Consider the following 22,513-nt stretch of genomic DNA (forward strand, 5'->3'; position numbering starts at 1 on the left):
AAACAATCGCCTTTCACTCTCGAGGAGAAACAATGAAAAAGCGAACCTTAAGTCAGGGTCTGGATGTCAGCGCCATAGGCTATGGCGCAATGGGGCTGAGCGAATTTTACGGTCACTCCGACGACCGCCAGTCTCTCCAGCTGCTTAGCCAGCTGCGCGACCTGGATATCACCTTCATTGATACCGCCGATCTTTACGGACGTGGCCACAATGAGCAGCTGATCGGTGAGTTTCTTGCCGGGATGAGCAAGGCTGAACGCCTGACGTTCACCGTCGCCACCAAATGTGGTATCGAGCGTCCGGCAGATGAGGCTTATGCCCGTACCATTAACAATAAGCCGGACTACATTACCCGCAGCTGCCATGCCTCCCTGAAACGATTGGGCGTCGAGCGTATCGATCTCTTTTATCTGCATCGTATCAGCGCGGCAACACCGATTGAGGAGAGCATGCAGTGTCTGAGCCGTCTGGTAAAAGAGGGGAAAATTGCCCGTATTGGATTGTGTGAAGCGTCTGCTGCCACGCTCAATCGGGCGCACGCCGTCCATCCGCTGGCCGCGCTGCAGACGGAATATTCTCTGTGGACGCGTGACATTGAAGAAGACATCCTGCCAGCGGTGAAACAGCTCGGTATCGGTCTGGTGCCCTATTCCCCGCTGGGCAGAGGTTTTCTGACCGGTAAATACCGCCAGAACAGTGATTTTGCCGGGGATGATTTCCGCAAAAATAACGCGCGTTTCCAGCAGGAGAATATCGATCACAACCTGCAGCTGGTAAATGCGATTACGCCGCTGGCGGAGAAATATCACGCCACCACCGGGCAGATTGCGCTGGCCTGGCTCCTGGCCCAGTATGAAAGAATTGTGCCGATACCGGGCACCAGGCAGATCGCATATCTTAATGAAAACGCGCAGGCCGCGGATATTCAGCTGGAAGAGAACGATCTCCTGTTGCTGAATGCACTTCACCGGCAAATAGAAGTTAAAGGGGGGCGTTACTCGGAAGAGGGAATGAAAGGCGTTAATGCCTGAATTCTGACCTTTGCGTCGGTGCCTGATGTATCGGCTGAGAGTCAGTGCGTTAATTGTTGCTCTGTAAACGACGTAACAGCCGATGCACATATCTGATGTGCATCGGCGTGTCCCGCGCAGGCATCAACGTTGCTGATACATTATTCGTAATTGACCATCACTTCACTGCTGACCACCCGTAATCCGGGTGGAAGCGCCCCACTGCCCGCAAAACCAAACACCATGTGCAATGTCTCACCGGCATTCAGATGCGCCAGCCCGCGCGTGGTGCCGCTGGCACCTTCAAGCGACGTGCAACGCTGTTCGCCGCACAGCCGCACTTCCAGGCCAGAGGGCGCCGGCCTGCTCAGCTCATAACGCCAGTTAATGATGCTGACTTCCCCACCAACGCCGGCGGGTGGCGTCAGCGGCTGCGCCCGTTGCCAGCTGCCACGGTTCGCCAGTAGCGGCCCGTTAGCCGAGGCACTCCAGGCCCCTCCAGCCGCCTGAGCCATCAGTGGCATCATTAACAATGCCATGATCAGTCTGCGCATTATTTGCCTCCAATGGTGGCAGTCATACGGATCTGACGGTTATCGCTCAGCTCCAGGTTTGAGAGCACCACCAGCTGTGGCAGATTGCGGCGCAGGAATCGCGCCAGCAGCGCACGCAGTGGATGATTGACCAGCAGCACCGGCGGTGCTCCCAGCATCTCCTGGCGCTGCAATGCGGCCTGTGCCTGACTCAACAGCCGATCGGCCAGACCCGGCTCCAGTCCGCCACCACCCTGCAACGCCTGCAACAGCAGACGCTCCAGCGTTGAATCGAGCCCGATAACCTGCACTTCGTCATTACCCGGGAACCACTGTTGCGTAATCGCACGGCCCAGCGCCACACGGACCACGCTGGTCAGCTCCTGGGGATCGCTCTGCACCGGCGCGTGTTCCGCCAGCGTTTCGATGATGGTGCGCATATCGCGAATCGACACCCGCTCCACCAGCAGGTTCTGCAGCACCTTGTGCAGCGTGGTGAGTGAAATCACGCCTGGCACCAGATCTTCGGTCAGTTTCGGCATCTCCTGGGTTACGCGATCCAGCAGTTGCTGCGCTTCCTGACGGCCAAACAGTTCGCTGGCGAACTGGCCGATCAGATGGTTAAGATGAGTTGCTACGACGGTACTGGCCTCGACGACAGTAAAGCCCTGAATCTGCGCCTGCTCTTTGAGTGCGCTATCAATCCAGACCGCTGCCAGACCAAAGGCGGGATCGACGGTCGCTTCACCAGGCAGACTTCCGGCAGCCGTCCCCGGGTTAATCGCCATCCAGCGGCCAGGATAGGCATCACCGCTACCAATCTCTACCCCTTTCATCAGGATGCGATAGCGCGCAGGCGGCAGCTCCATGTTGTCACGGATATGCACCACCGGCGGCAGGAAACCAACATCCTGAGCAACCTTCTTACGAATACTGCGGATACGTCCCAGCAGTTCACCGTTTTGCTGATGATCGACCATCGGAATCAGGCGATAGCCCACTTCCATGCCCAGGGTATCTTCCAGCTGCACATCGGTCCAGGACGCTTCGGTGGCGGCTGGCGTGTCGGCTGGTTTGTTGCTGATGCTGCCTGCAACATCCACTTTCTTCTTCGGCTGTGCTTCGCGACCACGCAACCACCAGGCCAGACCCAGTAAGGCGGCGGTGAACAGCAGGAAAACAAAGTTAGGCATGCCAGGCACCAGACCCAGTAAGCCAATCACCCCGGCGCTGAGCATCAGTACGCGGGGATCTTTGAACAGCTGAGTGACCATCTGCTCACCGACATCCTGATCGGTGGCAACGCGCGTCACGATAACACCGGCAGCAGTGGAGATAACCAGCGCCGGGATCTGCGCGACCAGTCCATCACCGATGGTCAGCAGCGTATAGGTCTCTGCGGCATGACCCGCATCCATACCGTGCTGCACCACGCCCACCAGCAGGCCGCCGATGACGTTGATGACCATGATCATGATACCGGCGATGGCATCACCACGAACGAACTTACTCGCACCGTCCATCGAACCGTAGAAGTCGGCTTCCTGGGTCACTTCTGCACGGCGGCGTTTGGCATCATCTTCACCGATCAGACCGGCGTTGAGGTCGGCATCGATTGCCATCTGCTTACCGGGCATGCCGTCCAGCACAAAGCGCGCACCCACTTCCGCGATACGACCGGCACCCTTGGTGATAACCATAAAGTTGATGATCACGAGGATGATAAACACCACGATACCGATGGCGAAGTTACCGCCCACCAGGAAGTGACCGAACGCTTCAACCACCTGTCCGGCCGCAGCGGCACCAGTGTGCCCTTCCATCAGGATGATACGGGTTGACGCAACGTTCAGCGCCAGACGCAACAATGTTGAGAAGAGCAGAATGGTCGGGAACGCCGCAAATTCCAGGGTCCGCTGGGTGAACATCGCCACCAGCAGGACCATGATCGACAGCGCAATGTTAAAGGTGAACAGCAGATCGAGGATAAACGGCGGCAATGGCAGAACCATCATCGACAGGATCATCAGGATCAGTACCGGCCCGGCCAGTACCTGCCACTGCATATCTTTAAAGCCCGGTAGACGTAGCTTTACGGCCAGGTTATTAGCCATCGTTTTTGCTCTCTCCTGCAAAGTCCATCTCTGCCGGAACCGGCAGGTCTTTTGGTTTGGTTGGAATCAGGCCGCCTTCGCGCTTCCAGCGACGCGACTGCCAGACCCACGCCAGCACCTCGGCCACGGCAGCATACAGCGCGCCAGGGATGTGCTGACCAATTTCGGTATGACGATATAACGCACGCGCCAGCGGCGGTGCTTCCAGAACCGGGATGCGGTGTTCAGCAGCCAGTTCACGAATTCTCAGGGCGATCTCGCCGGCCCCTTTCGCGACAACTTTTGGCGCACTCATCTTTTTCTCGTTGTACTGCAGGGCGACGGAGTAGTGCGTCGGGTTGGTAACGATGACATCGGCTTTTGGCACATCTGCCATCATTCTGCGTCGTGCAGCGGCGCGCATCTGCTGACGGATGCGTCCTTTAACATGCGGGTCGCCTTCCTGCTGCTTATGCTCGTCGCGAATCTCCTGCATCGACATCTTCAGCTTTTTAAAGTGGCTGTAGAGCTGCCAGAAAACGTCATAGCCCACCATCGGTATCAGCCCCAGCATCACCAGCGAGCAGCAGACCGCAATCATCTCCATGCCGTGGATGAGCGCGGTCACCGGTGCTTCGCTGATCAGCCGCAGCATCTCAGGCCAGTGACTCCAGATGTACCACCAGCCCACTGCGCCAACCAGGATAGTCTTGAGGATCCCTTTAAACAGTTCGGTCCAGGCCTGAGCGGCGAACATTCGCTTAAAGCCGGCAATCGGGTTCATCTTTTTCGGATCAAACTTGATCGATTTACCGCTGAAAACGATACCGCCCAGCAGCATAGGGGCGGCAATCGCCACCAGCACCAGACCGCCCATCAGCGGCAGCAGCGCCATCAGTGCCTGCGTGATCAGGCTGCCAATGTGGCTGACGATAATTTTGTCATCTCTGACCATGCCGTGGTCAAAACGAAGCCCGGTAGCGACCATCGCCGCCAGCCGGTGCGCCATCATGTTGCCGCCCATCCACAGGATCATGATGCCGGCCAGCAGCATCAGTACGGATGTCAGTTCGCGCGAACGCGGAATCTGGCCCTCTTCACGCGCTTTCTCAAGTCGGTGGGCCGTGGGCGATTCTGTTTTGTCCTCGTCGCTATCAGACACGACAAACCTCGGTTGGCAGGAATTCTGAGCATAGGATGCCAAATCTGGCTTAAGTCAAAGCGGAGATAAGATGGGAAAAACAGGCGTTCTTTCGGGGATGGATCTGACAATGCAGAACGGGGCCACCGGAAGGTGACCCTGTTTAATATAATATGCCGCTGTTTCGCCCGCACGCGGGCGAACGACGCTTAAAACCCTAAGCTGTCCAGCAGGTCATCAACCTGATCCTGGTTCGCCACCACGCCTGGAGCATCAGCGTGAATCTGCGGTCCGTTCAGCAGGCTGGTGCCTTCCTGACGCTTTTCAGCACTGACTTCTGGCATGTTTTCCAGCAGCACCATTAACAGCTGGCGCTCAATTTCCTGAATCACATCCATCATACGCTTGATCACCTGACCGGTAAGGTCCTGGAAATCCTGCGCCATCATGATTTCAAGCAACTGCTTGTTGGTAAAGGCGGTATGCTCTGGCACGGCGGTGAGGAATGCGCGCGTATCCGTCACCAACTCCCGCGCATCACCCAGTTCAATTGGGTTCTCAAACCACTCATCCCAACGTCCTTTCAGCTGGGTTGCCCCGGCTTCCATTTTATCCTGATGAGGTTGTGCTGCTTCAACACAGTTCAACGCACGGTCAGCGGCCTGCGCCGTCATCTGCACAACATAATCCAGACGATCGCGGGCATCAGGAATGGCTTCAGCCGCATCGGCAATGGCTTTATCCAGCCCCAGCTCGCGCAGACTGTCGCGCAGCATGCGCGTCAGAGAGCCAATACGTGAAATGATGTCGTGTGCCGCGGCATCCTCAGTTGGTTTCGGAAAGTCGCTCATCACATCCCCTTACATGCCCAGTTTTTCGAAAATTTTACCCAGCTTTTCTTCCAGGGTTGCCGCAGTGAAAGGTTTCACTACATATCCACTGGCACCCGCCTGGGCGGCGGCGATAATGTTCTCTTTCTTGGCTTCCGCAGTGACCATCAACACCGGCAGCGAACTCATTGCCGCGTCAGCACGAATGGTCTGCAGCAGCTGCAGGCCATCCATGTTTGGCATGTTCCAGTCGGAAATCACGAAGTCGAAACCACCCGCTTTCAGTTTGCCGAGGGCATCCACACCATCTTCCGCTTCTTCAACATTATTGAAGCCAAGCTCTTTCAGCAGGTTACGCACAATACGACGCATCGTATTGAAGTCGTCTACTACCAAAAAGCGCATGTTTTTATCTGCCATATCTACTCCTGAGTTGTCTCGCCCGGCGGGACGGGCCTGTTAAATACGCAATGCCTGTCCGGCGCTAATTTTCGCCAGCATGTGCTGGCTGATGTTGCTTAAATCTACGACTTCGCTCACGCCGCCCGTGGCAATAGCCTCACGCGGCATGCCAAATACCACACAGCTGGCTTCGTTCTGGGCGATGGTCCAGGCGCCTGCCCGGTGCATTTCCAGCATCCCGGCCGCACCATCGTTGCCCATTCCGGTGAGGATGACCCCCACCGCATTTCGTCCGGCGTTAATCGCCACCGATTTGAACAGCACATCCACAGAGGGTTTGTGCCGGTTTACCGGGGGCCCTTCATTCAGTTTCACCACATAGTTGGCACCACTTCGGCCCAGCTCCATGTGCATTGCGCCTGGAGCGATATAGGCGTGGCCTGGCAAAATACGTTCACCATCTTCGGCTTCTTTTACCGTGATCTGACACAGCTTGTTCAGACGCTCGGCAAAGGAGCGGGTAAAGCCTGGCGGCATATGCTGGGTAATCAGCAGTGCCGGGCTGGTTGCCGGTAACGGCTGCAGCACATGGCGAATCGCCTCAGTTCCGCCGGTTGAGGAGCCAATCGCAATCAGCTTCTCACTACTCAGCAGCGGACCCGCTTTCAGTGTTGCCGGCACCGGCATCGCTGTGCGGTTGTGCAGGCGCGCACGGGAAGCCGCACGAATTTTGTCGCCAATCATCTGGCTGTACGCCAGCATCCCTTCGCGGATGCCGAGCTGCGGCTTGGTCACGAAATCCACCGCGCCCAGCTCCAGCGCCCTCAGCGTAATTTCGGAGCCTTTTCCGGTCAGCGATGAAACCATCACCACCGGCATTGGCCGTAACCGCATCAGTTTTTCCAGGAAATCGAGGCCATCCATGCGCGGCATTTCCACATCCAGTGTCAGCACCTGCGGATTGAACTGCTTGATCAAATCGCGGGCGACCAGCGGATCGGGCGCCGTAGCGACCATCTCCATATCCGGATGGCTGTTGATGATCTCTGTCATCAACTGCCGCATCAGCGCAGAGTCATCTACGCACATCACGGTGATTTTGCTCATCATCTTTCCTTCGTCAGTCCATAGACGGTTTGCCCACGCAGCCAGAACTCTTTACTGATCTGACTGAAGTTTTCTGAGTGTCCGGCGAAAAGGATTCCGCCCGGTTTTAGCAGTGGGACAAACCGACGCAGAATCTTCTCCTGCGTCTCTTTATCGAAATAGATCATCACATTGCGACAGAAAATAGCGTCGAACTGACCCGGCAGCGCCCAGTCATTCGCCAGCAGGTTAAGCTGCGCGTAAGTGACCATATTGGTCAGCTCGGGACGCGCCCGCACCATACCGGCATGCGGACCGGTTCCGCGCAGGAAGAAACGCTGCATTTGCGCCGGTGACAGCGTGCGCAGCTCTTCCTGGCGGTAAACCCCTGCCACCGCCTTTTCCAGTACCTGAGTATCGATATCGCTGGCATGAACCTGGAACTTGCCAGGTCCTGTGCCCAGCGTTTCCGCCAGCGTCATGGCGATCGAATAAGGCTCTTCACCCGTTGACGCTGCGGTACTCCAGACGCTGAAGTTGCCCTGTCGCTTACGTGCATGCTCCGCCAGAATCGGGAAGTGATGCGCTTCGCGGAAGAACGCGGTCAGGTTGGTCGTCAGCGCATTGATAAAAGCCTGCCACTCGGCACTGTTTGGATCGGACTCCAGCAGCGCCAGGTAGCGACCAAAATCGTCGATATTCAGCGTACGCAGACGACGAACCAGACGGTTGTAAACCATCTCACGCTTGTGGTCGGCCAATACGATGCCGGCACGCTGATAGATCAGCTGGCTGATACGGCGAAAATGCGTATCGGAGAGCGGCAAACGCTGCACCATTTGCGACAGCAGTGTTGTCGTCTCATTTTGATCTAAAATCGTCGATTTTTTCATCTCTGCACCTGGCCCGAACTTTATACATTAACTGTCTGCTGCGATGCCCGGCGCTATAACAGCGAACGGACCACGGGCGTTTAAAAGGTTTCCCAGTTGTCGTCGCTGCGTGACGCAGACGAACGACCAACGGCTAACGGTGCATCTAACTGGAGAGTTTTCATCGCCGTTGTCTTGTTAACGGCCTGAGCGACAAATTCTTTACCAATATTGAACACTGAAACCGCTTGTTTTAAGTGACTTGCCTGATCTTCGAGCGCTGCAGCGGCGGCGGCTGACTCTTCAACCAGTGAGGCGTTCTGCTGTGTAACGCGATCCATCTCGGTCACCGCAAGGCCCACCTGGTCAATGCCACGGCTCTGCTCGTCTGACGCGGAGGCGATCTCACCCATGATGTCGGTGACGCGGGTAACCGCGCTGACGATGTTGCTCATGGTGTCACCGGCACTCTCTACCAGCACTGAGCCGGTATTAACGCGGCTAACGGAATCTTCAATCAGCCCTTTAATCTCTTTGGCGGCCTGGGCGCTGCGCTGTGCCAGGCTGCGGACTTCACCCGCCACTACCGCAAAACCACGACCCTGTTCTCCGGCACGCGCGGCTTCAACCGCGGCATTCAGCGCCAGGATGTTGGTCTGGAAAGCAATGCCATCAATCACGCTGGTGATATCGGCAATCTTCTTAGAGCTGCCCGCAATCTCTTTCATGGTGGTGACCACGCCATCCACCACTTTGCCGCCCTGCTGCGCGGTTTCTGAGGCAGTCAGCGCCAGCTTCGACGCCTGACGGGCGTTTTCAGCATTCTGTTTCACGGTTGCGGTGAGCTGCTCCATGCTGGCTGCAGTCTGCTCCAGCGAGGCGGCCTGCTGTTCCGTTCGCGAAGAGAGATCGTTATTGCCGATGGAAATTTCGCTGGCGCCGGTATAGATGGCGTCGGAGCCATCACGGACAGTGCGAACGGTACGCACCAGCTCCTGCTGCATGTGCTGCAGTGAAGTCAGCAATTCGCCGATTTCATTTCGTACGTTAATCTCAACCGGCTGGGTCAGATCACCACGTGCAATGTGCTGGATGTGCTCAATGCTCTGACGCAATGGACGGATCAGCACTGAACGCATCACGTTCCACACCAGAACAATCATCAGCAATGTCACAGCCAGCGTGGCAATGACAATGGTGATAGAGCGGCTGTAAGCCTGCTGGTTTGTTTTTACACCCTCCTCTGCAAGCTCTTTGTTGTGCTCAAGCCAGGCGCTGTAATCTTTCTGGAACTTGTCCTGGAAACTTTGCGTAGGCTGATCGACAAAACCTTTGAAGTTACCGGTCGTGAAGAAGACCATCAGTTCTGCCAGGGCATCATGATAGGCCTTATAGTTCGCCTGTAACGTCAGGACGTTTTCAGCTGTTTTGCCCTTTTCTGACAGGTTATCGTTGAAAATCTGATAGCTGGTTTCGGCCTGTTTCAGCTCCTCGCCCGCCAGGGCGACCAGCTCTTTCACGCTGGCTCCCGACCCCGACATCTGTGCATCCTGCAAAAAACGGATACCGGCGCGGTTAAGGGTGTTTCGCGCCTGAACAAGCGAAACCCATGAGGTGCCCATCGCCTGTTGCAACGTATTCAGACGCTGGTTGTAAGCAAAATTCTCTTTATCTGAGCTGACAGTTTTGAAAAACATTCCGCCGGAAAAAAGCTGCAGCAGCGCAAACAGCGCCAGCACACACAGCAGGCCGGAAACGACTCGTACACGACTAAACATACACACCTCATTGGTTGGCGATTCGTGTTTATTTATCGGCGGAGTCAGGGGGAACTTTATGCATGGCAGCAGCTTAAAGCCGCTGCCATGGTGAAAAGCAGAAAATCAGGCGCGGGAAATTTTGAATACGGAGACTGCCTGGGTCAGAACGCTGGCTTGCTGCTCCAGAGCGGCGGCGGCGGCGGCAGACTCCTCAACCAGAGAAGCATTCTGCTGCGTCACGCGATCCATTTCAGTAACGGCCACGCCGACCTGTTCAATACCGCGGCTCTGTTCATCAGACGCTGAGGCGATTTCGCCCATGATGTCGGTAACGCGGGTCACGGCACCCACAATCTCATTCATGGTACTGCCGGCGCTTTCAACCTGCAGTGACCCATCGTTAACGCGAGAGACGGAGTCTTCAATCAGGCCTTTGATCTCTTTGGCGGCCTGGGCGCTACGCTGTGCCAGGCTGCGCACTTCACCCGCCACTACTGCAAAACCACGCCCCTGCTCACCGGCCCGCGCGGCTTCAACGGCGGCATTCAGCGCCAGTATATTAGTCTGGAAGGCGATACCGTCGATCACACTGATGATGTCAGCAATTTTCTTCGAGCTGTCCGCAATCTCTTTCATCGTGGTGACAACGCCATTAACCACTTTCCCGCCCTGCTGTGCGGTTTCGGAGGCGGTCAGCGCCAGTTGCGACGCCTGACGGGCGTTGTCCGCATTCTGCTTCACCGTGGCGGTCAACTGCTCCATGCTGGCGGCAGTCTGTTCCAGTGAGGCGGCCTGCTCTTCGGTGCGTGACGACAGGTCGTTGTTACCGGCGGCGATTTCGCTGGCACCGGTAAAGATGGCATCTGAGCCATCACGGACATTACCCACGGTCATTACCAGAGACTGTTGCATCTCATGGATGCCTGCGGCCAGCTGGCTCATCTCATTGCGTCCCTCAACCACAATAGTCTGTGTCAGATCACCGGAAGCGATAGCACGAATCTGTGCCAGCAGCTGTTGCAGGGGCTGAATCAGTACCTGACGCAGGCCAAACCAGCAGGTAATAATCACCGCCAGTACCGCAACGCCAATGGTGGCCAGCAGCCACATCATCTGGGTGTACGCGTTGTGGTTCTGTTCCATGCCCTTGTCAGAAAGTGCAGTCTGCAGCGCACGCCATTTATTGTAACTCTCCTGCATCGCCACCTGCTTCTGTTCGATGTTCTGTTTGAACATCCCTTCCAGGTCACGTGCCTGCAGACTTTTTACCATCGCTTTCAGGCCGTTTTCATAATTGCCGTAATCAGCTTCAAGCTTGTCCCCCAGCGTCTCGTCAAGACCAGCGGTGGTAGGCAGATGGTAATAGATTTTGAAGTGACGATCGGCCTCTGCTAACTGGTTATTGGCTTTGGTGATAAGTTCATCAAGCTGACCGCCGTTCATCTGCGAAGCCATGCTGGTCTGTAACCGAAGCATGCCGCGGTTCAGCGTGGTACGGCTGTTGTTTAAGGAAATATAAGCATCTGTCATCTCAGTAACATTACGATTAGAGACCTGAGACAGCGCGAAGGAAGCTTTGTCTTTATTCAGTGCTGACCAAAAAAGGCTGCCAGAGACTAACTGGAGCGCGCCAAAGATAACCAGTACTGCGATTAAACTGGTTACCACTTTTATTTTTTTTAACATCTTGTTCCCCTGCAGGTTGATTAAGGTGCAGCGGCTATATCGGCGACCCTTCAGGATTAATTAACGCTTTTTGGCGCTTTCAGGAGAGAAGTGGCTTTTGTAATTATTTTTATCAGCATGAGCTGCTGAGTTTGGCTTTAAGCAGAGGAATAACGGGGAGTGTTGCGCATCCCTCAGGATGCGCAACGGGACATCAAAAGGTTTCCCAGTGGGTATCACTGACGGGGGCCGTCAGGGCTTTGCGGGGGATCTGCGCAACCGTGGCTGGCGCGGCAATCGGCAGATGCTTTGTCAGCGTCTGCTGCACGGTGCCGCGTGTAATGTTGAACACCGACACGGCCTGGCTTAACCGGCTGGCCTGGTCTTCCAGCGAGGCGGCCGCCGCAGCGGATTCCTCCACCAGCGAGGCGTTCTGCTGGGTCACGCGATCCATCTCAGTAACCGCCTGACCGACCTGATCGATGCCGCGACTCTGCTCGTCCGACGCCGAGGCAATTTCACCCATGATGTCGGTGACGCGTGTGACGGCACTGACGATATCGCTCATAGTTTCGCCCGCGGTGCCAACCAGCTGCGAACCGACGTTGACCCGGCTCACGGAGTCATCGATCAATCCTTTGATCTCTTTGGCCGCCTGGGCGCTGCGCTGCGCCAGACTGCGCACTTCACCCGCCACCACAGCAAAACCGCGACCCTGTTCTCCGGCACGCGCCGCTTCAACGGCCGCATTAAGCGCCAGAATATTGGTCTGGAACGCAATCCCATCAATCACGCTGGTGATATCGGCAATTTTCTTCGAGCTGCCGGCGATTTCGCTCATGGTTTTCACCACGCCAGCCACAACGTTTCCGCCTTTCTCTGCGGTTTCGGAGGCGCTGAGTGCCAGCTGTGACGCCTGGCGGGCGTTTTCAGCATTCTGTTTTACCGTGGCGGTGAGCTGCTCCATGCTGGCTGCCGTCTGCTCAAGTGAGGCCGCCTGCTGTTCTGTGCGAGCGGACAGGTCATTGTTCCCGCTAGCGATCTCACTGGCGCCGGTGAAGATCGCATCCGATCCTTCACGCACATTGGTCACGGTGCGCACCAGCGACTGCTGCATATCATGCAGGCTGGCTGCGAGCTGGGTCATCTCGTTGCGCCCTTCCACCACGATCGGCTGGGTTAAATCGCCCCGGGCGATATGCTGGATGTGGTTAATGCTGCTGTTCAACGGCGTTATGACGATTTTGCGCAGGCCAAACCAGCAGAGCACGATCACCGCCACCACCGCGGCCATAATGATGGAGAGGATCCACATCATACGGGTATAGGCACTGCTGTTTTCTGCCACACCCAGGCTGGTCAGACGACTCTGGTCGGCGCGCCACTCACGGTAGAGCGTCAGAAATGCACTCTGGCTCGGTGCGACCGGGGCTTTAGCGGCCGCGACCATGTCGTTTACCTGCAGCGCGCTCTGCAGGCTGCTCAGCGCGCCCGCATAGTCTCTGAAGCGCTGGTCAAGCTGGCTGCCGAGTTGCTCATCCATTCCTGGGGTTTCTGGCGTCTCTCTGAACGCCTTGTAGAAGCCCGCGGCCGCCTGCTGGAAACGCTGACTCTCTTCAAACAGCGTAGCAACATCCGCCGGTTTGCCTTCAAGTTTACTGGTGGCAAAACGCAGCTGAATGCGGGTCAGCAATACACGGCTCTGGTTAAGACTCATATAGGCATCATTAAGCCCCTGCGTATTTTGCATGGCAAGCTGTGACACGGCGAAGTTTTGCTTATCGTGACTTAATGCGGAGTAAAAGACAGAACCGGAGAAGGCCTGTAACAGCCCGAACACCAGCAACACCAGTAACAGGCTGGTGACAACACGGATTTTCGTTAACATGAGTAACCCTGAACAAAGTAGGTAATTAAAAAGTGACTCAGGGATTATCGGCAGGTGATCGCAGGAAATTAGGGAGGACGTAACTTTATTCTATGAATTTAAAGGGATTATCACATGAAGTAATTATCACGGGCCAGCCATAACTGGCCCGTGAAGATTCGATTACGCGCTACGCAGATTATCAACCAGCGCCATCTCGTCGCTGCTCAGCAGCTTTTCGATGTCGACCAGAATCAGCATGCGATCGCCCAGTGCACCCAGACCGGTCATGTACTCGGTCGACATGGTCACCGCAAACTCCGGTGAAGGTCGGATCTGATCCTGAGTCAGCGACAGCACGTCAGAAACGCCGTCAACCACAATACCAACCACACGATTTTCCAGATTCAGCACGATAACCACAGTGTTTTCATTGTACTCAACATCGGGCTGCGCAAACTTCACGCGCAGATCGATAATGGGCACGATGACACCGCGCAGGTTAGTCACTCCGCGGATAAAATCAGGGGTATTCGCAATACGTGTTACCTGATCGTAACCGCGAATTTCCTGAACTTTGAGGATATCGATGCCGTATTCTTCGTCGCCCAGCGTGAAGACCAGAAACTCCTGACCCACAGTTTCGCCAGCAATTTTTGTCACGGTTGCCATTCCATTCATGTTATTTACCCTTTCGTTATCAATCAGGCGGCAGCGCCAGCCACACGTTTTTCACGGTTAAGTGATTGCAGTGCTGAAACATCGACAATCAGCGCTACGCTACCATCGCCAAGAATGGTGGCAGCAGAGATGCCCGGCACTTTGCGATAGTTACTTTCCAGGTTCTTCACCACCACCTGATGTTGACCAATCAGCTGATCGACCAGCAGCGCATAGCGTTTGCCCGCGCTTTGCAGGATCACCACGATGCCCTGAGTGGCTTCGGTTTTAGCATCCTGCACATCAAAGACGTTCCACAACTCAACCAGTGGCAGATATTCACCACGGACTTCCAGTACGCACTCGCCACCGGCCATCGGTTTGAGATCTTCGGCACGCGGTTGCAGCGACTCCATCACCGCATTCAGCGGCAGAATAAAGACTTCATTGGCGACGCGAACGGACATGCCATCAAGGATGGCCAGCGTCAGCGGCAGCAGAATACGAATGGTCGTGCCTTTGCCCTGCTTCGAGGCGATTTCAACGTGACCGCCCATCTCCTGAATATTTCGTTTCACCACGTCCATACCGACGCCGCGTCCTGAAACATCCGTCACCTGCTCCGCTGTAGAGAAGCCTGGTGCGAAAATCAACATGCCGACCTCTTCGTCGCTCATGTTCTCATGGACTGGCAGGCCCGATGACAGTGCTTTTGCAAGAATACGTTCACGGTTCAGACCGGCACCATCATCAGAAACTTCGATGCAGATGTTGCCACCCTGATGTTCCGCTGAAAGCGTCAGGTTACCGGTTGCCACTTTACCGGCGACAAGGCGTTTCTCTGGCGTTTCGATACCGTGGTCAAGACTGTTACGCACCAGGTGTGTTAATGGATCAATGATGCGTTCAATCAGGCTCTTATCGAGTTCGGTTGAACTGCCCAGCAATGTCAGTTCGACCTCTTTGCCAAGTTTGCTTGCCAGGTCACGCACCAGACGCGGGAAGCGGCTGAAGACATATTCCATTGGCATCATACGAATCGACATCACCGATTCCTGCAGATCGCGGGCGTTACGCTCCAGCTGACCCATGCTGTTCAGCAGGTCGCCGTGCGCCACCGGATCGAGTTCGCCGGAACGCTGGGCGAGCATTGACTGGGTAATCACCAGTTCGCCCACCAGGTTGATCAGCTGATCGACTTTCTCCACGGCTACGCGGATGCTAGTGGATTCGCTTGATTTAGCCGGCGCTGCAGCGCGCTTAGTTTCACGCTTCGCCGCTGCCACAGGCAGTTCGGTGACGGTCGCGGTGTGAACCTCTTCCACCACAGGTGCGGCGGGAGCGGCGACGGCAACCGGCTCAGCAACAGCGTCATCAGCTGCCGGGAAGCGAATTTGCGCTTCGTCAATGACGAAACAGAGCACCGCCACGATGTCATCTTTACCGACGCCATCAATGCAGACGTCCAGCATGTTGCTGCCCTTCTGCACATTGGTCAGCGTGCCCAGATTACTCATCTCTTCCAGCATCAAATCGACCTCTTTCTCTTTGAGATCGATCAGCTGTACACGCAGGCCGCTGGTGCTGGCGGGCTCTGCGCTGGCAGTGGCAACACTGGCCGGTGCTTCAACCGGCAGACCTTTGGCCTCTAACGCCAGCTGGCGCAGCGCTTCACAGATATATTTGAAGCTCTCCGCGTTAGGCTCCTGCGCGGTTTTATAAGCATCGAGCTGTTCCTGCATAATATCTTTGGTTTCCAAAAACAGGTTGATGATGTCGGTGCTGAGCTGCATCTCGCCGCGACGAGCACCATCCAGAATGTTTTCCAGGATATGAGTCGTTTCCTGCAATACCGTAAAACCAAAGGTTCCGGCCCCACCCTTTATGGAGTGAGCGGCACGGAAGATGGCGTTAAGCTGTTCCGAATCTGGCTCCTGTGGGTCCAGACCCAACAGGTGTTGTTCCATATCCGCTAATAGCTCATCGGCTTCATCAAAAAACGTCTGGTAAAAATCGCTGATGTCCATACTCACGGGAATCACCTCGGCTGTGAGGGGGCTGCTGTATTCACCGCGCTGCCTGGTGTTGCAGGTGCGGTAATCTGTTCAATCGCCGCCGGATCGCTGATCTGGACGGCATCACTTTCTGCGTTCTCTTTTTCAATTGCCGCTTCGGTGTCGTGGTTCAACACCAGCAGGCTAATGCGGCGGTTTACTGCATCATTCCCGCCACGATTTTTCAGGCTCATGGTGTCGGCCATGCCTAACACCCGTAAAATCTTGCCACTGTCCAGGCCGCCAATAACCAGTTCACGGCGTGAGGCGTTCGCACGGTCAGCCGACAGTTCCCAGTTGCTGTAGCCTTTATCACCGCTGGCATACTGAAAATCGTCGGTATGTCCGGCCAGGCTGATGCGGTTCGGGATGTCATTAAGGATGGGCGCTATTGCACGCAGGATATCGCGCATATAAGGCTCCACCTCGGCCCGACCGGTTTTAAACATCGGGCGATTCTGACTGTCGATAATCTGAATACGCAGCCCCTCTTCCACCATGTTGATGATCAGATGCGGGCGCAGCGTTTTAAGGCGCGGATCCGCTTCGATCAACTGGTCGAGCTTTTCACGCAAACGGTTAAGGCGAATCTCATCCAGCTTGCGTTTCTGGGCATCCATATCGACGACTTTATTAACCTCGCCAATCTTTTTGGTCGGATCATCTCCACCGCCAGGGATTGGACTGGTACTGTCGCTGCTGCGTTGACCACCGGTAATCGCAACTTTAAGGGGTGTTTTAAAGTAGTCTGCAATCTGCACCAGCTCCTGCGGGTTGGCGATAGAGAGCAGCCACATCACCATAAAAAAGGCCATCATCGCCGTCATAAAGTCGGCGTAGGCAATCTTCCACGATCCGTGGCTGCCTTCATGGCCTTTATGTTTGCGCTTTTTGATCAGCACAATTGGGCGATTGCCGTGTTTCATGAAGCCTCGTCTGACGTCTGTTTAGCCGGGTTCTTGGCGTTACGCACGTGCTCTTCCAGTTCGCTGAACGATGGGCGCTCGGCGGAATAAAGCGTCTTGCGACCAAACTCCACCGCGATTTGCGGCGCGTAACCATTCAGGCTCGACAGCAATGTCACCTTGATGCACTGCATCATCTTGGTGGTTTCCGCACACTTCTGACGCAATACTGACGACAGCGGGGAGACAAACCCGTACGCCAGCAAAATGCCCAGGAACGTCCCCACCATCGCATGCGCGACCAGCGCACCCAGCTCAGCGGCCGGACGGTCAGCAGAAGCCAGTGCGTGAACCACGCCCATTACTGCTGCGACGATACCGAATGCAGGAAGACCATCACCGACTGCAGCAATACTTTGCGCTGGTACGTCACACTCATGTTCGTAGGTCTCTATCTCTTCATCCATCAACGCTTCGATTTCAAAGGCGTTCATGTTGCCGCTCACCATCAGACGTAAATAGTCAGTGATAAAATCGACTAACTGTTTATCGGCAAGAATACGGGGATAATTAGCAAAAATTTCACTCTGGCTCGGATCTTCAATATCCCGTTCCAGCGACAGCATCCCCTGCTGGCGCGACTTCGCCATCAGGCGATAAAGCAGCGCCATTAAATCCATGTAAACGGCTTTATTGTATTTGGAGCCGCGAAATAATTTAGGCAGCGCTTTCAGCGTTTTTTTAATCGACTTGCCATTGTTGCCGACTAAAAAAGCACCCGCACCGGCACCGCCGATCATTAATAATTCAGCAGGCTGATAAAGCGCGCCAAGATGGCCACCTACCAGCGCATATCCGCCCAACACGGAGCCTAAAACAATCAGGTAACCTATAATTATCAGCACAAAAAATCCTTACGTCCGTAACGTGTTGGTGGAAGTTAAGCCAGAGAGCTGCAGGTGCTATTCCTGAACCGCAAGCAAAAAAAAAGCAGCGGTATTAACCGCTGCTGGATGGCTTCCACAATGCGAACAAATTTAAACGGCGTGTTTAACCTGTTCATCCAGCAGTTGTGGAAATATATCGGCAGGTTCTGCAGAAAGTTTACGTCTTTTTACGGCACGTGATGGCGGCTGGCACAGGCTGCAGGTAAAGCTGCCAACCGGCTGATGCGCATGGTTAATAAAGCTGCCGCTGCAGCTCTTACAATCCGCCAGTTCCAGCATACCGCTATCAACAAATCGGACCAGGGTCCAGGCTCGAGTCAGCGCCAACAGTGGGCCCTCGTCCGATTGAGGACACTGTTCAAGATACAGGCGGTAAGCTTTAATCACGGCATCTACGCCGCTGCACAGGCCAGTTTTCAGTAAAAACTTCCAGGCGTTACAGAACATCGAAGCATGGATGTTCTGCTCCCACGTCATAAACCAGTCCGTGGAGAACGGCAGCATGCCTTTCGGTGGCGGACTGCCACGTAATTCTTTATAGAGCTTGATCAGACGACCACGACTGAGCTGGGTTTCACTCTCTAACATCTGTAAGCGTGCACCCAGTGTGATCAACTCCATTGCGAGCTGAATATCACGTGCTTCCTGAACAATACTTTTCTCACTCATGACATTGCTCTCTTTTTAGCAGGCGCATCATCTTTAGACGCATTACGCAGTAAACGGCTGGATAATAAAATTCCTGTATGGATTTGCTGTAAATCATCCACGCGAGATTCCTGCGTCAGCCGACTAATGCTGCTGCTGTCGGTAAAACGAAACTGACAAACCAGTTGATTGGTTTCTGCCATTTTTACCATTTCAGGCAATGTTAATTCAGATAATGCGTTCGCCATTTTCTCGTCAATGCCGAGGCGAAACATCGCTGAGGCTTTATCCTGGTTAATTAAGCGCTGTGCCAGCAGTAAATAAGACAAGTTGAGATCGTAAATATGTTTCAGTACTTCAGAGGTGCCCATTATTTTTCCATCCTGAGAGATGCGACGTAACTGTATCGCAGATAAAACTCTGCGGTTCGAGCTGCTGTTTGTTAAATCAAAAGATGGCAAAAAAAACTTCACATATAATTAATGTCACCGTTTTCGCCTTCTGTTTTTTGTGGGTTTCAGACCCACCGAAGGTCGAAAATCCATGCCATTCTATTTTCGAGTTCTGGACATCTTCCGTTACATCTTCTTACGTTTTTTAGGACTAATCCGAAAACAAGGCAAATCTATATCGTCTGATTTCGACATACAACGACAGTGACGCGTAATTTTAGATAAAGTGTGACGCAGATCACACTTTTAAGGCAAATTTCTTCAGCAACCCTTTACGATTTCTTACCGACCGGTCATTTTTTGCTCAAAAAAGAGCAATTTTAAGTCCAATTGGTCCTGAGAAAGGTTTAATAGGGGGTAAAATCATCGCTATTCGACGCTTTGAGCAGTCCGGAATGAATATTGGGTGTTAATCGTTTTAACACCCTATTTAGAACCAGCCAAACACGCGTTATCAGAAGATTGTGCTGGCAGGCGGTGCGCGTAATTGCTGTTAAATTAGTTACTTAACGGGAGTATCGCAGAAGGTAAGTAATGAAACCGTTAAGGTTTATACGGCAGTACGCGAATTTTCTGACAACGGGTGTTAACAGTTGCAGGGATGTGTCCGGGCTGAGATATCCGATGTAACAAGGGGTTACATAAGAATGTCGAATGAATTAACGAGGAGTTATAGGTTGGCACTAACACTATCGGCAGCCTGTCGGAAAACTTGAGTAAAGAAGGTAAATAAAGCGGCAGGGGCCGTGCTGACGGGGTTCGGGACATGGTGGGTGTTGCAGGGATCGCGGAGATTGCAGGAATCGCGCCACTCTGCGCACTCACGCGTGCTTACCACATTCGGTCCTTAACAGATGCGGGGCGGCTTTTCTGTGAGCGGTACCAAAAAAAAGCAGCGAAACCCTGACTCGGGTATCGCTGCTTTTATCATCTTAACCTGGACTCAGATCAAGCCAGTTTTGGGAAGGTTGCAACCTTGTTGGCCGTGTTGTGGTCAACGCTACGTGGGTCGATGCGTTCCAGGTCTTTCAGGAAGCTTTCACGCCATGCGGTAATATCATTCTTACGCAATACCGCCATCATGTCGTTGTAGCGTGAAATCCTTTCGGTACGCGGCATGGTAATCGCCTTGTCCAGTGCGGCGGCCACTTCATCACGGTCATAAGGATTGACTATCAGCGCTGAGGTCAGCTCATTTGCTGCCCCGGCAAAGCGCGACAGCACCAGTACGCCTGGATCGTCCGGGTCCTGCGCAGCAACATACTCTTTGGCCACCAGGTTCATCCCATCACGCAGCGGCGTCACCAGACCGACATCGGTGAGGCGGAAGATCTTCATCAGCAGGCGACGGTCGAAATGCTGGTTAAGATAGTAGAGCGGGGTCCAGCCCAGCGTTCCGTACTTACCGTTGATGCGCCCTGCTTCGGTCTCCAGCTGATGACGGATATCCTGGTACGCCTGCACATCGCCACGCGAAGTTGGGGCGATCTGCGAATAGCGGATCTTGCCGCGATGCTCCGGGAAGTTTTCCAGCAGCGCTTCATAAGCCAGGAAACGCTCCGGAAGACCTTTGGAATAGTCGAGACGTTCGCAGGCAATGATGTTGCGCGCATCGCCAAGCTCTTTCTTCATGGCAGCCATTTTCGGCGGCAGCGGTCCTTCGGCCATCTCTTTAATGCTGTCTGGCTCAATCCCGATCGGATACACCTCCGTCATAAAGGTGTTGCCAAAGGCACGATGCTTTTTGTCGCCCTTATTCTGTAACTGCGTGAGCTGGCTGACGCTGTCAAGGAATGCCACCCGATCGGATTCGGTCTGGAAGCCCAGCAGGTCATACTCACACAGCATTTCCAGCAGCTCTTTGTGTGGTGGCAGCGCGTTAAAGATTTCAGGCGTCGGGAACGGAATATGCAGGAAGAAACCGATGCGGTTATTGATGCCTGCGCGACGCAGTGCGGCGGCAAACGGTAAAAAGTGATAATCGTGGATCCAGACAATATCATCAGGCTTGATCAGCGGTTTTAAACGCTGCGCCACCGAATCATTGACGTCGCAATACCCTTCCCACGCTTCACGCTGGAACTGCACCAGGTCGAGGCGATAATGGAAGGCAGGCCAGATCACTGTATTGGAGAACTGACAATAATAGAGATCGTAATCGTTTTGGCTCAGCGGGAACGAGGCATATTCGATACCTTCATGTTCCTGAACCTTGACGTCCTCTACCTCCTCGCCAGTGAACTCGCTGATTTCACCGTTCCAGCCAAACCACATTCCACCGGTGCTTTTCAGAGCATCGAGAATGCCTACGGCCAGGCCGCCAGCACTGGTTTTAGACCCATCTGGCATGGCGACACGGTTAGAAACAACCACTAAACGACTCATAACCTAAACTCCTTACCGACGTTGTCTTGCTCTAATAGTAATAATGTTTTTTCCAGCCAGCCGTAAACCGCATCGACATCACTTAGCCGATAATCGGCCTGGCTGAACCCTTCGCCGACTTTGACAGAAACGCCCTGTCGTTCGTTGACGGCCAGAAAGCCCTTCTCATCAGTGAGATCGTCGCCAATAAAGACCGGCGTACGTCCGGCAAAAGGGGACTGCTGCATAAAGTCGCCTATTGCGGCGCCTTTATCGATACCTGCTGGTTTGATTTCTACCACACATTTTCCCGGCTGAAGCGCCAGTCCCGGGAAACGCTTTACTGACTGTTCGGCCAGTCGCATGACATCCTGCTCATGCTGCATCGCCTGACGATAATGAAGCGCAAAGGCCATGCCTTTGATCTCCAGTTGAGTGCCTGGCCACGCGGCCATGGCCGCCTGCAGTTCGGTTCTGAGCGGTTGCTCAACCTCAGCGGGCAGGCTGATGCGATGCAGATTACCCTCGGCATCACGGCGTTCAGCACCATGCACACCCGCGGCCGGGCCGTGCAGAGGCGCGGCCAGCGCATCAAGTTGTTCTATGGGTCTGCCAGAAACCAGCGCAAGTGCACCCTGTGAGAGTGCAGACAGTCGCTGCAGTTGCGCAATGACCTGCTCAGGAATAAATACCGCTTCGGGACGGGACTGTATCGCTGCCAGCGTGCCGTCGACATCAAAAAAGAAGGCGTATTGCCCGCTGCTTAATGTCGGGTACCTGGCATGGGTATCTGCCGCTTGAGTCACGTTACTTCTCCTGAAAATCGAATTTTAATAAAACATTGAGTTAAAACAAGAATGTCCTGACGCAGTCAGGTCAGCAAGCGGGAAATTCTGATAAAACGGTGATTGAGGGATAAAACGCGGTGATTGAATAGGTCACACTCCTCAAACTTGCAAGCGCATTGCTGACAATACTGGCTAACTGAGAACATCTTCACATTAAGTGTAGTCATTAACAGGGGTTATGCCAGAAATATGCAGTTTTCATGCCAGCCGCTGCGGTTAAGACAGCATAACAGCGCACTGCACATCTGTTTTTTTTAGCTTTACGGGCCTTCGCCGATCCACTGTTCGCTGCGGCCGTTGTTGTATCGCTGCCTCACCAGCCAGCCAGATTCAAACCTTAAGTTTCTTAAGGTATTCCTAATATTGAAAGTGCATT

19 protein-coding genes are annotated in these 22,513 nt (G+C 54.3%); 1 reads left to right on the plus strand and 18 read right to left on the minus strand.

The window, feature by feature from the left end; all coding sequences use genetic code 11:
* The first annotated feature begins 32 nt into the window (after positions 1-32).
* Entirely contained in the window at positions 33-1,031 is a 999-nt protein-coding gene (locus H7K52_RS06910; protein ID WP_003849169.1) for an aldo/keto reductase, read from the plus strand.
* 140 nt (positions 1,032-1,171) lie between these two features.
* Here H7K52_RS06910 and flhE read toward each other — a convergent pair whose 3' ends face one another.
* From flhE to otsB, 18 genes are all read right to left on the minus strand, one after another.
* On the minus strand, positions 1,172-1,564 hold the full coding sequence (gene flhE / locus H7K52_RS06915) for a flagellar protein FlhE (RefSeq protein ID WP_105099091.1): 393 nt from the start codon (positions 1,562-1,564) through the stop codon (positions 1,172-1,174).
* Positions 1,564-3,657 (minus strand): flagellar biosynthesis protein FlhA, encoded by a 2,094-nt coding sequence (gene flhA, locus H7K52_RS06920; protein WP_003849166.1) that lies wholly within the window; start codon positions 3,655-3,657, stop codon positions 1,564-1,566. Before flhA ends, flhE begins: the two co-directional genes overlap by 1 nt.
* Entirely contained in the window at positions 3,650-4,798 is a 1,149-nt protein-coding gene (flhB, locus tag H7K52_RS06925) for a flagellar biosynthesis protein FlhB (protein WP_003849164.1), read from the minus strand. The genes flhA and flhB overlap by 8 nt, the downstream gene beginning before the upstream one ends.
* A 188-nt stretch (positions 4,799-4,986) precedes the next feature.
* Complete coding sequence (gene cheZ, locus H7K52_RS06930; protein WP_003849160.1) at positions 4,987-5,628, minus strand: protein phosphatase CheZ; 642 nt, start codon at positions 5,626-5,628, stop codon at positions 4,987-4,989.
* A gap of 9 nt (positions 5,629-5,637) precedes the next feature.
* On the minus strand, positions 5,638-6,027 hold the full coding sequence (gene cheY / locus H7K52_RS06935; RefSeq protein ID WP_010258559.1) for a chemotaxis response regulator CheY: 390 nt from the start codon (positions 6,025-6,027) through the stop codon (positions 5,638-5,640).
* 39 nt (positions 6,028-6,066) lie between these two features.
* Positions 6,067-7,116 (minus strand): protein-glutamate methylesterase/protein-glutamine glutaminase, encoded by a 1,050-nt coding sequence (locus H7K52_RS06940; RefSeq protein ID WP_003849155.1) that lies wholly within the window; start codon positions 7,114-7,116, stop codon positions 6,067-6,069.
* Positions 7,116-7,988, minus strand: coding sequence for a protein-glutamate O-methyltransferase CheR (cheR, locus tag H7K52_RS06945; RefSeq protein ID WP_003849153.1), 873 nt, complete (start codon positions 7,986-7,988; stop codon positions 7,116-7,118). Before cheR ends, H7K52_RS06940 begins: the two co-directional genes overlap by 1 nt.
* Before the next feature lie 80 nt (positions 7,989-8,068).
* Positions 8,069-9,745, minus strand: coding sequence for a methyl-accepting chemotaxis protein (locus H7K52_RS06950; protein ID WP_003849150.1), 1,677 nt, complete (start codon positions 9,743-9,745; stop codon positions 8,069-8,071).
* Between the two features lie 105 nt (positions 9,746-9,850).
* Positions 9,851-11,413: a methyl-accepting chemotaxis protein gene (locus tag H7K52_RS06955; RefSeq protein WP_039660023.1), complete on the minus strand. Its 1,563-nt coding sequence runs from the start codon at positions 11,411-11,413 to the stop codon at positions 9,851-9,853.
* Between the two features lie 193 nt (positions 11,414-11,606).
* On the minus strand, positions 11,607-13,280 hold the full coding sequence (locus H7K52_RS06960; RefSeq protein WP_154926373.1) for a methyl-accepting chemotaxis protein: 1,674 nt from the start codon (positions 13,278-13,280) through the stop codon (positions 11,607-11,609).
* 162 nt (positions 13,281-13,442) lie between these two features.
* Positions 13,443-13,940 carry a chemotaxis protein CheW gene (gene cheW / locus H7K52_RS06965; RefSeq protein ID WP_003849145.1) on the minus strand — a complete coding sequence of 166 codons (498 nt, stop codon included), beginning with the start codon at positions 13,938-13,940 and terminating at the stop codon, positions 13,443-13,445.
* A 23-nt stretch (positions 13,941-13,963) separates the two neighbouring features.
* Positions 13,964-15,946 carry a chemotaxis protein CheA gene (cheA, locus tag H7K52_RS06970; RefSeq protein WP_003849143.1) on the minus strand — a complete coding sequence of 661 codons (1,983 nt, stop codon included), beginning with the start codon at positions 15,944-15,946 and terminating at the stop codon, positions 13,964-13,966.
* An 11-nt stretch (positions 15,947-15,957) separates the two neighbouring features.
* Positions 15,958-16,899 (minus strand): flagellar motor protein MotB, encoded by a 942-nt coding sequence (gene motB, locus H7K52_RS06975; protein WP_003849141.1) that lies wholly within the window; start codon positions 16,897-16,899, stop codon positions 15,958-15,960.
* Positions 16,896-17,783, minus strand: a complete 888-nt coding sequence (gene motA / locus H7K52_RS06980; RefSeq protein WP_003849139.1) for a flagellar motor stator protein MotA — start codon at positions 17,781-17,783, stop codon at positions 16,896-16,898. The genes motB and motA overlap by 4 nt, the downstream gene beginning before the upstream one ends.
* 132 nt (positions 17,784-17,915) lie before the next feature.
* The gene (gene flhC / locus H7K52_RS06985; RefSeq protein WP_003849136.1) at positions 17,916-18,494 is read right to left on the minus strand and encodes a flagellar transcriptional regulator FlhC; all 579 of its coding nucleotides are present in this window, start codon (positions 18,492-18,494) and stop codon (positions 17,916-17,918) included.
* Positions 18,491-18,844 (minus strand): flagellar transcriptional regulator FlhD, encoded by a 354-nt coding sequence (flhD, locus tag H7K52_RS06990; protein ID WP_003849135.1) that lies wholly within the window; start codon positions 18,842-18,844, stop codon positions 18,491-18,493. The genes flhC and flhD overlap by 4 nt, the downstream gene beginning before the upstream one ends.
* Positions 18,845-19,873: 1,029 nt before the next feature.
* On the minus strand, positions 19,874-21,310 hold the full coding sequence (otsA, locus tag H7K52_RS06995) for an alpha,alpha-trehalose-phosphate synthase (protein WP_003849133.1): 1,437 nt from the start codon (positions 21,308-21,310) through the stop codon (positions 19,874-19,876).
* Positions 21,307-22,095, minus strand: coding sequence for a trehalose-phosphatase (gene otsB, locus H7K52_RS07000; protein ID WP_003849131.1), 789 nt, complete (start codon positions 22,093-22,095; stop codon positions 21,307-21,309). The genes otsA and otsB overlap by 4 nt, the downstream gene beginning before the upstream one ends.
* Positions 22,096-22,513 lie beyond the last annotated feature (418 nt).

The sequence above is a fragment of the Pantoea hericii genome (assembly GCF_014155795.1).
Classification (GTDB): Bacteria; Pseudomonadota; Gammaproteobacteria; order Enterobacterales; family Enterobacteriaceae; genus Pantoea; species Pantoea eucalypti.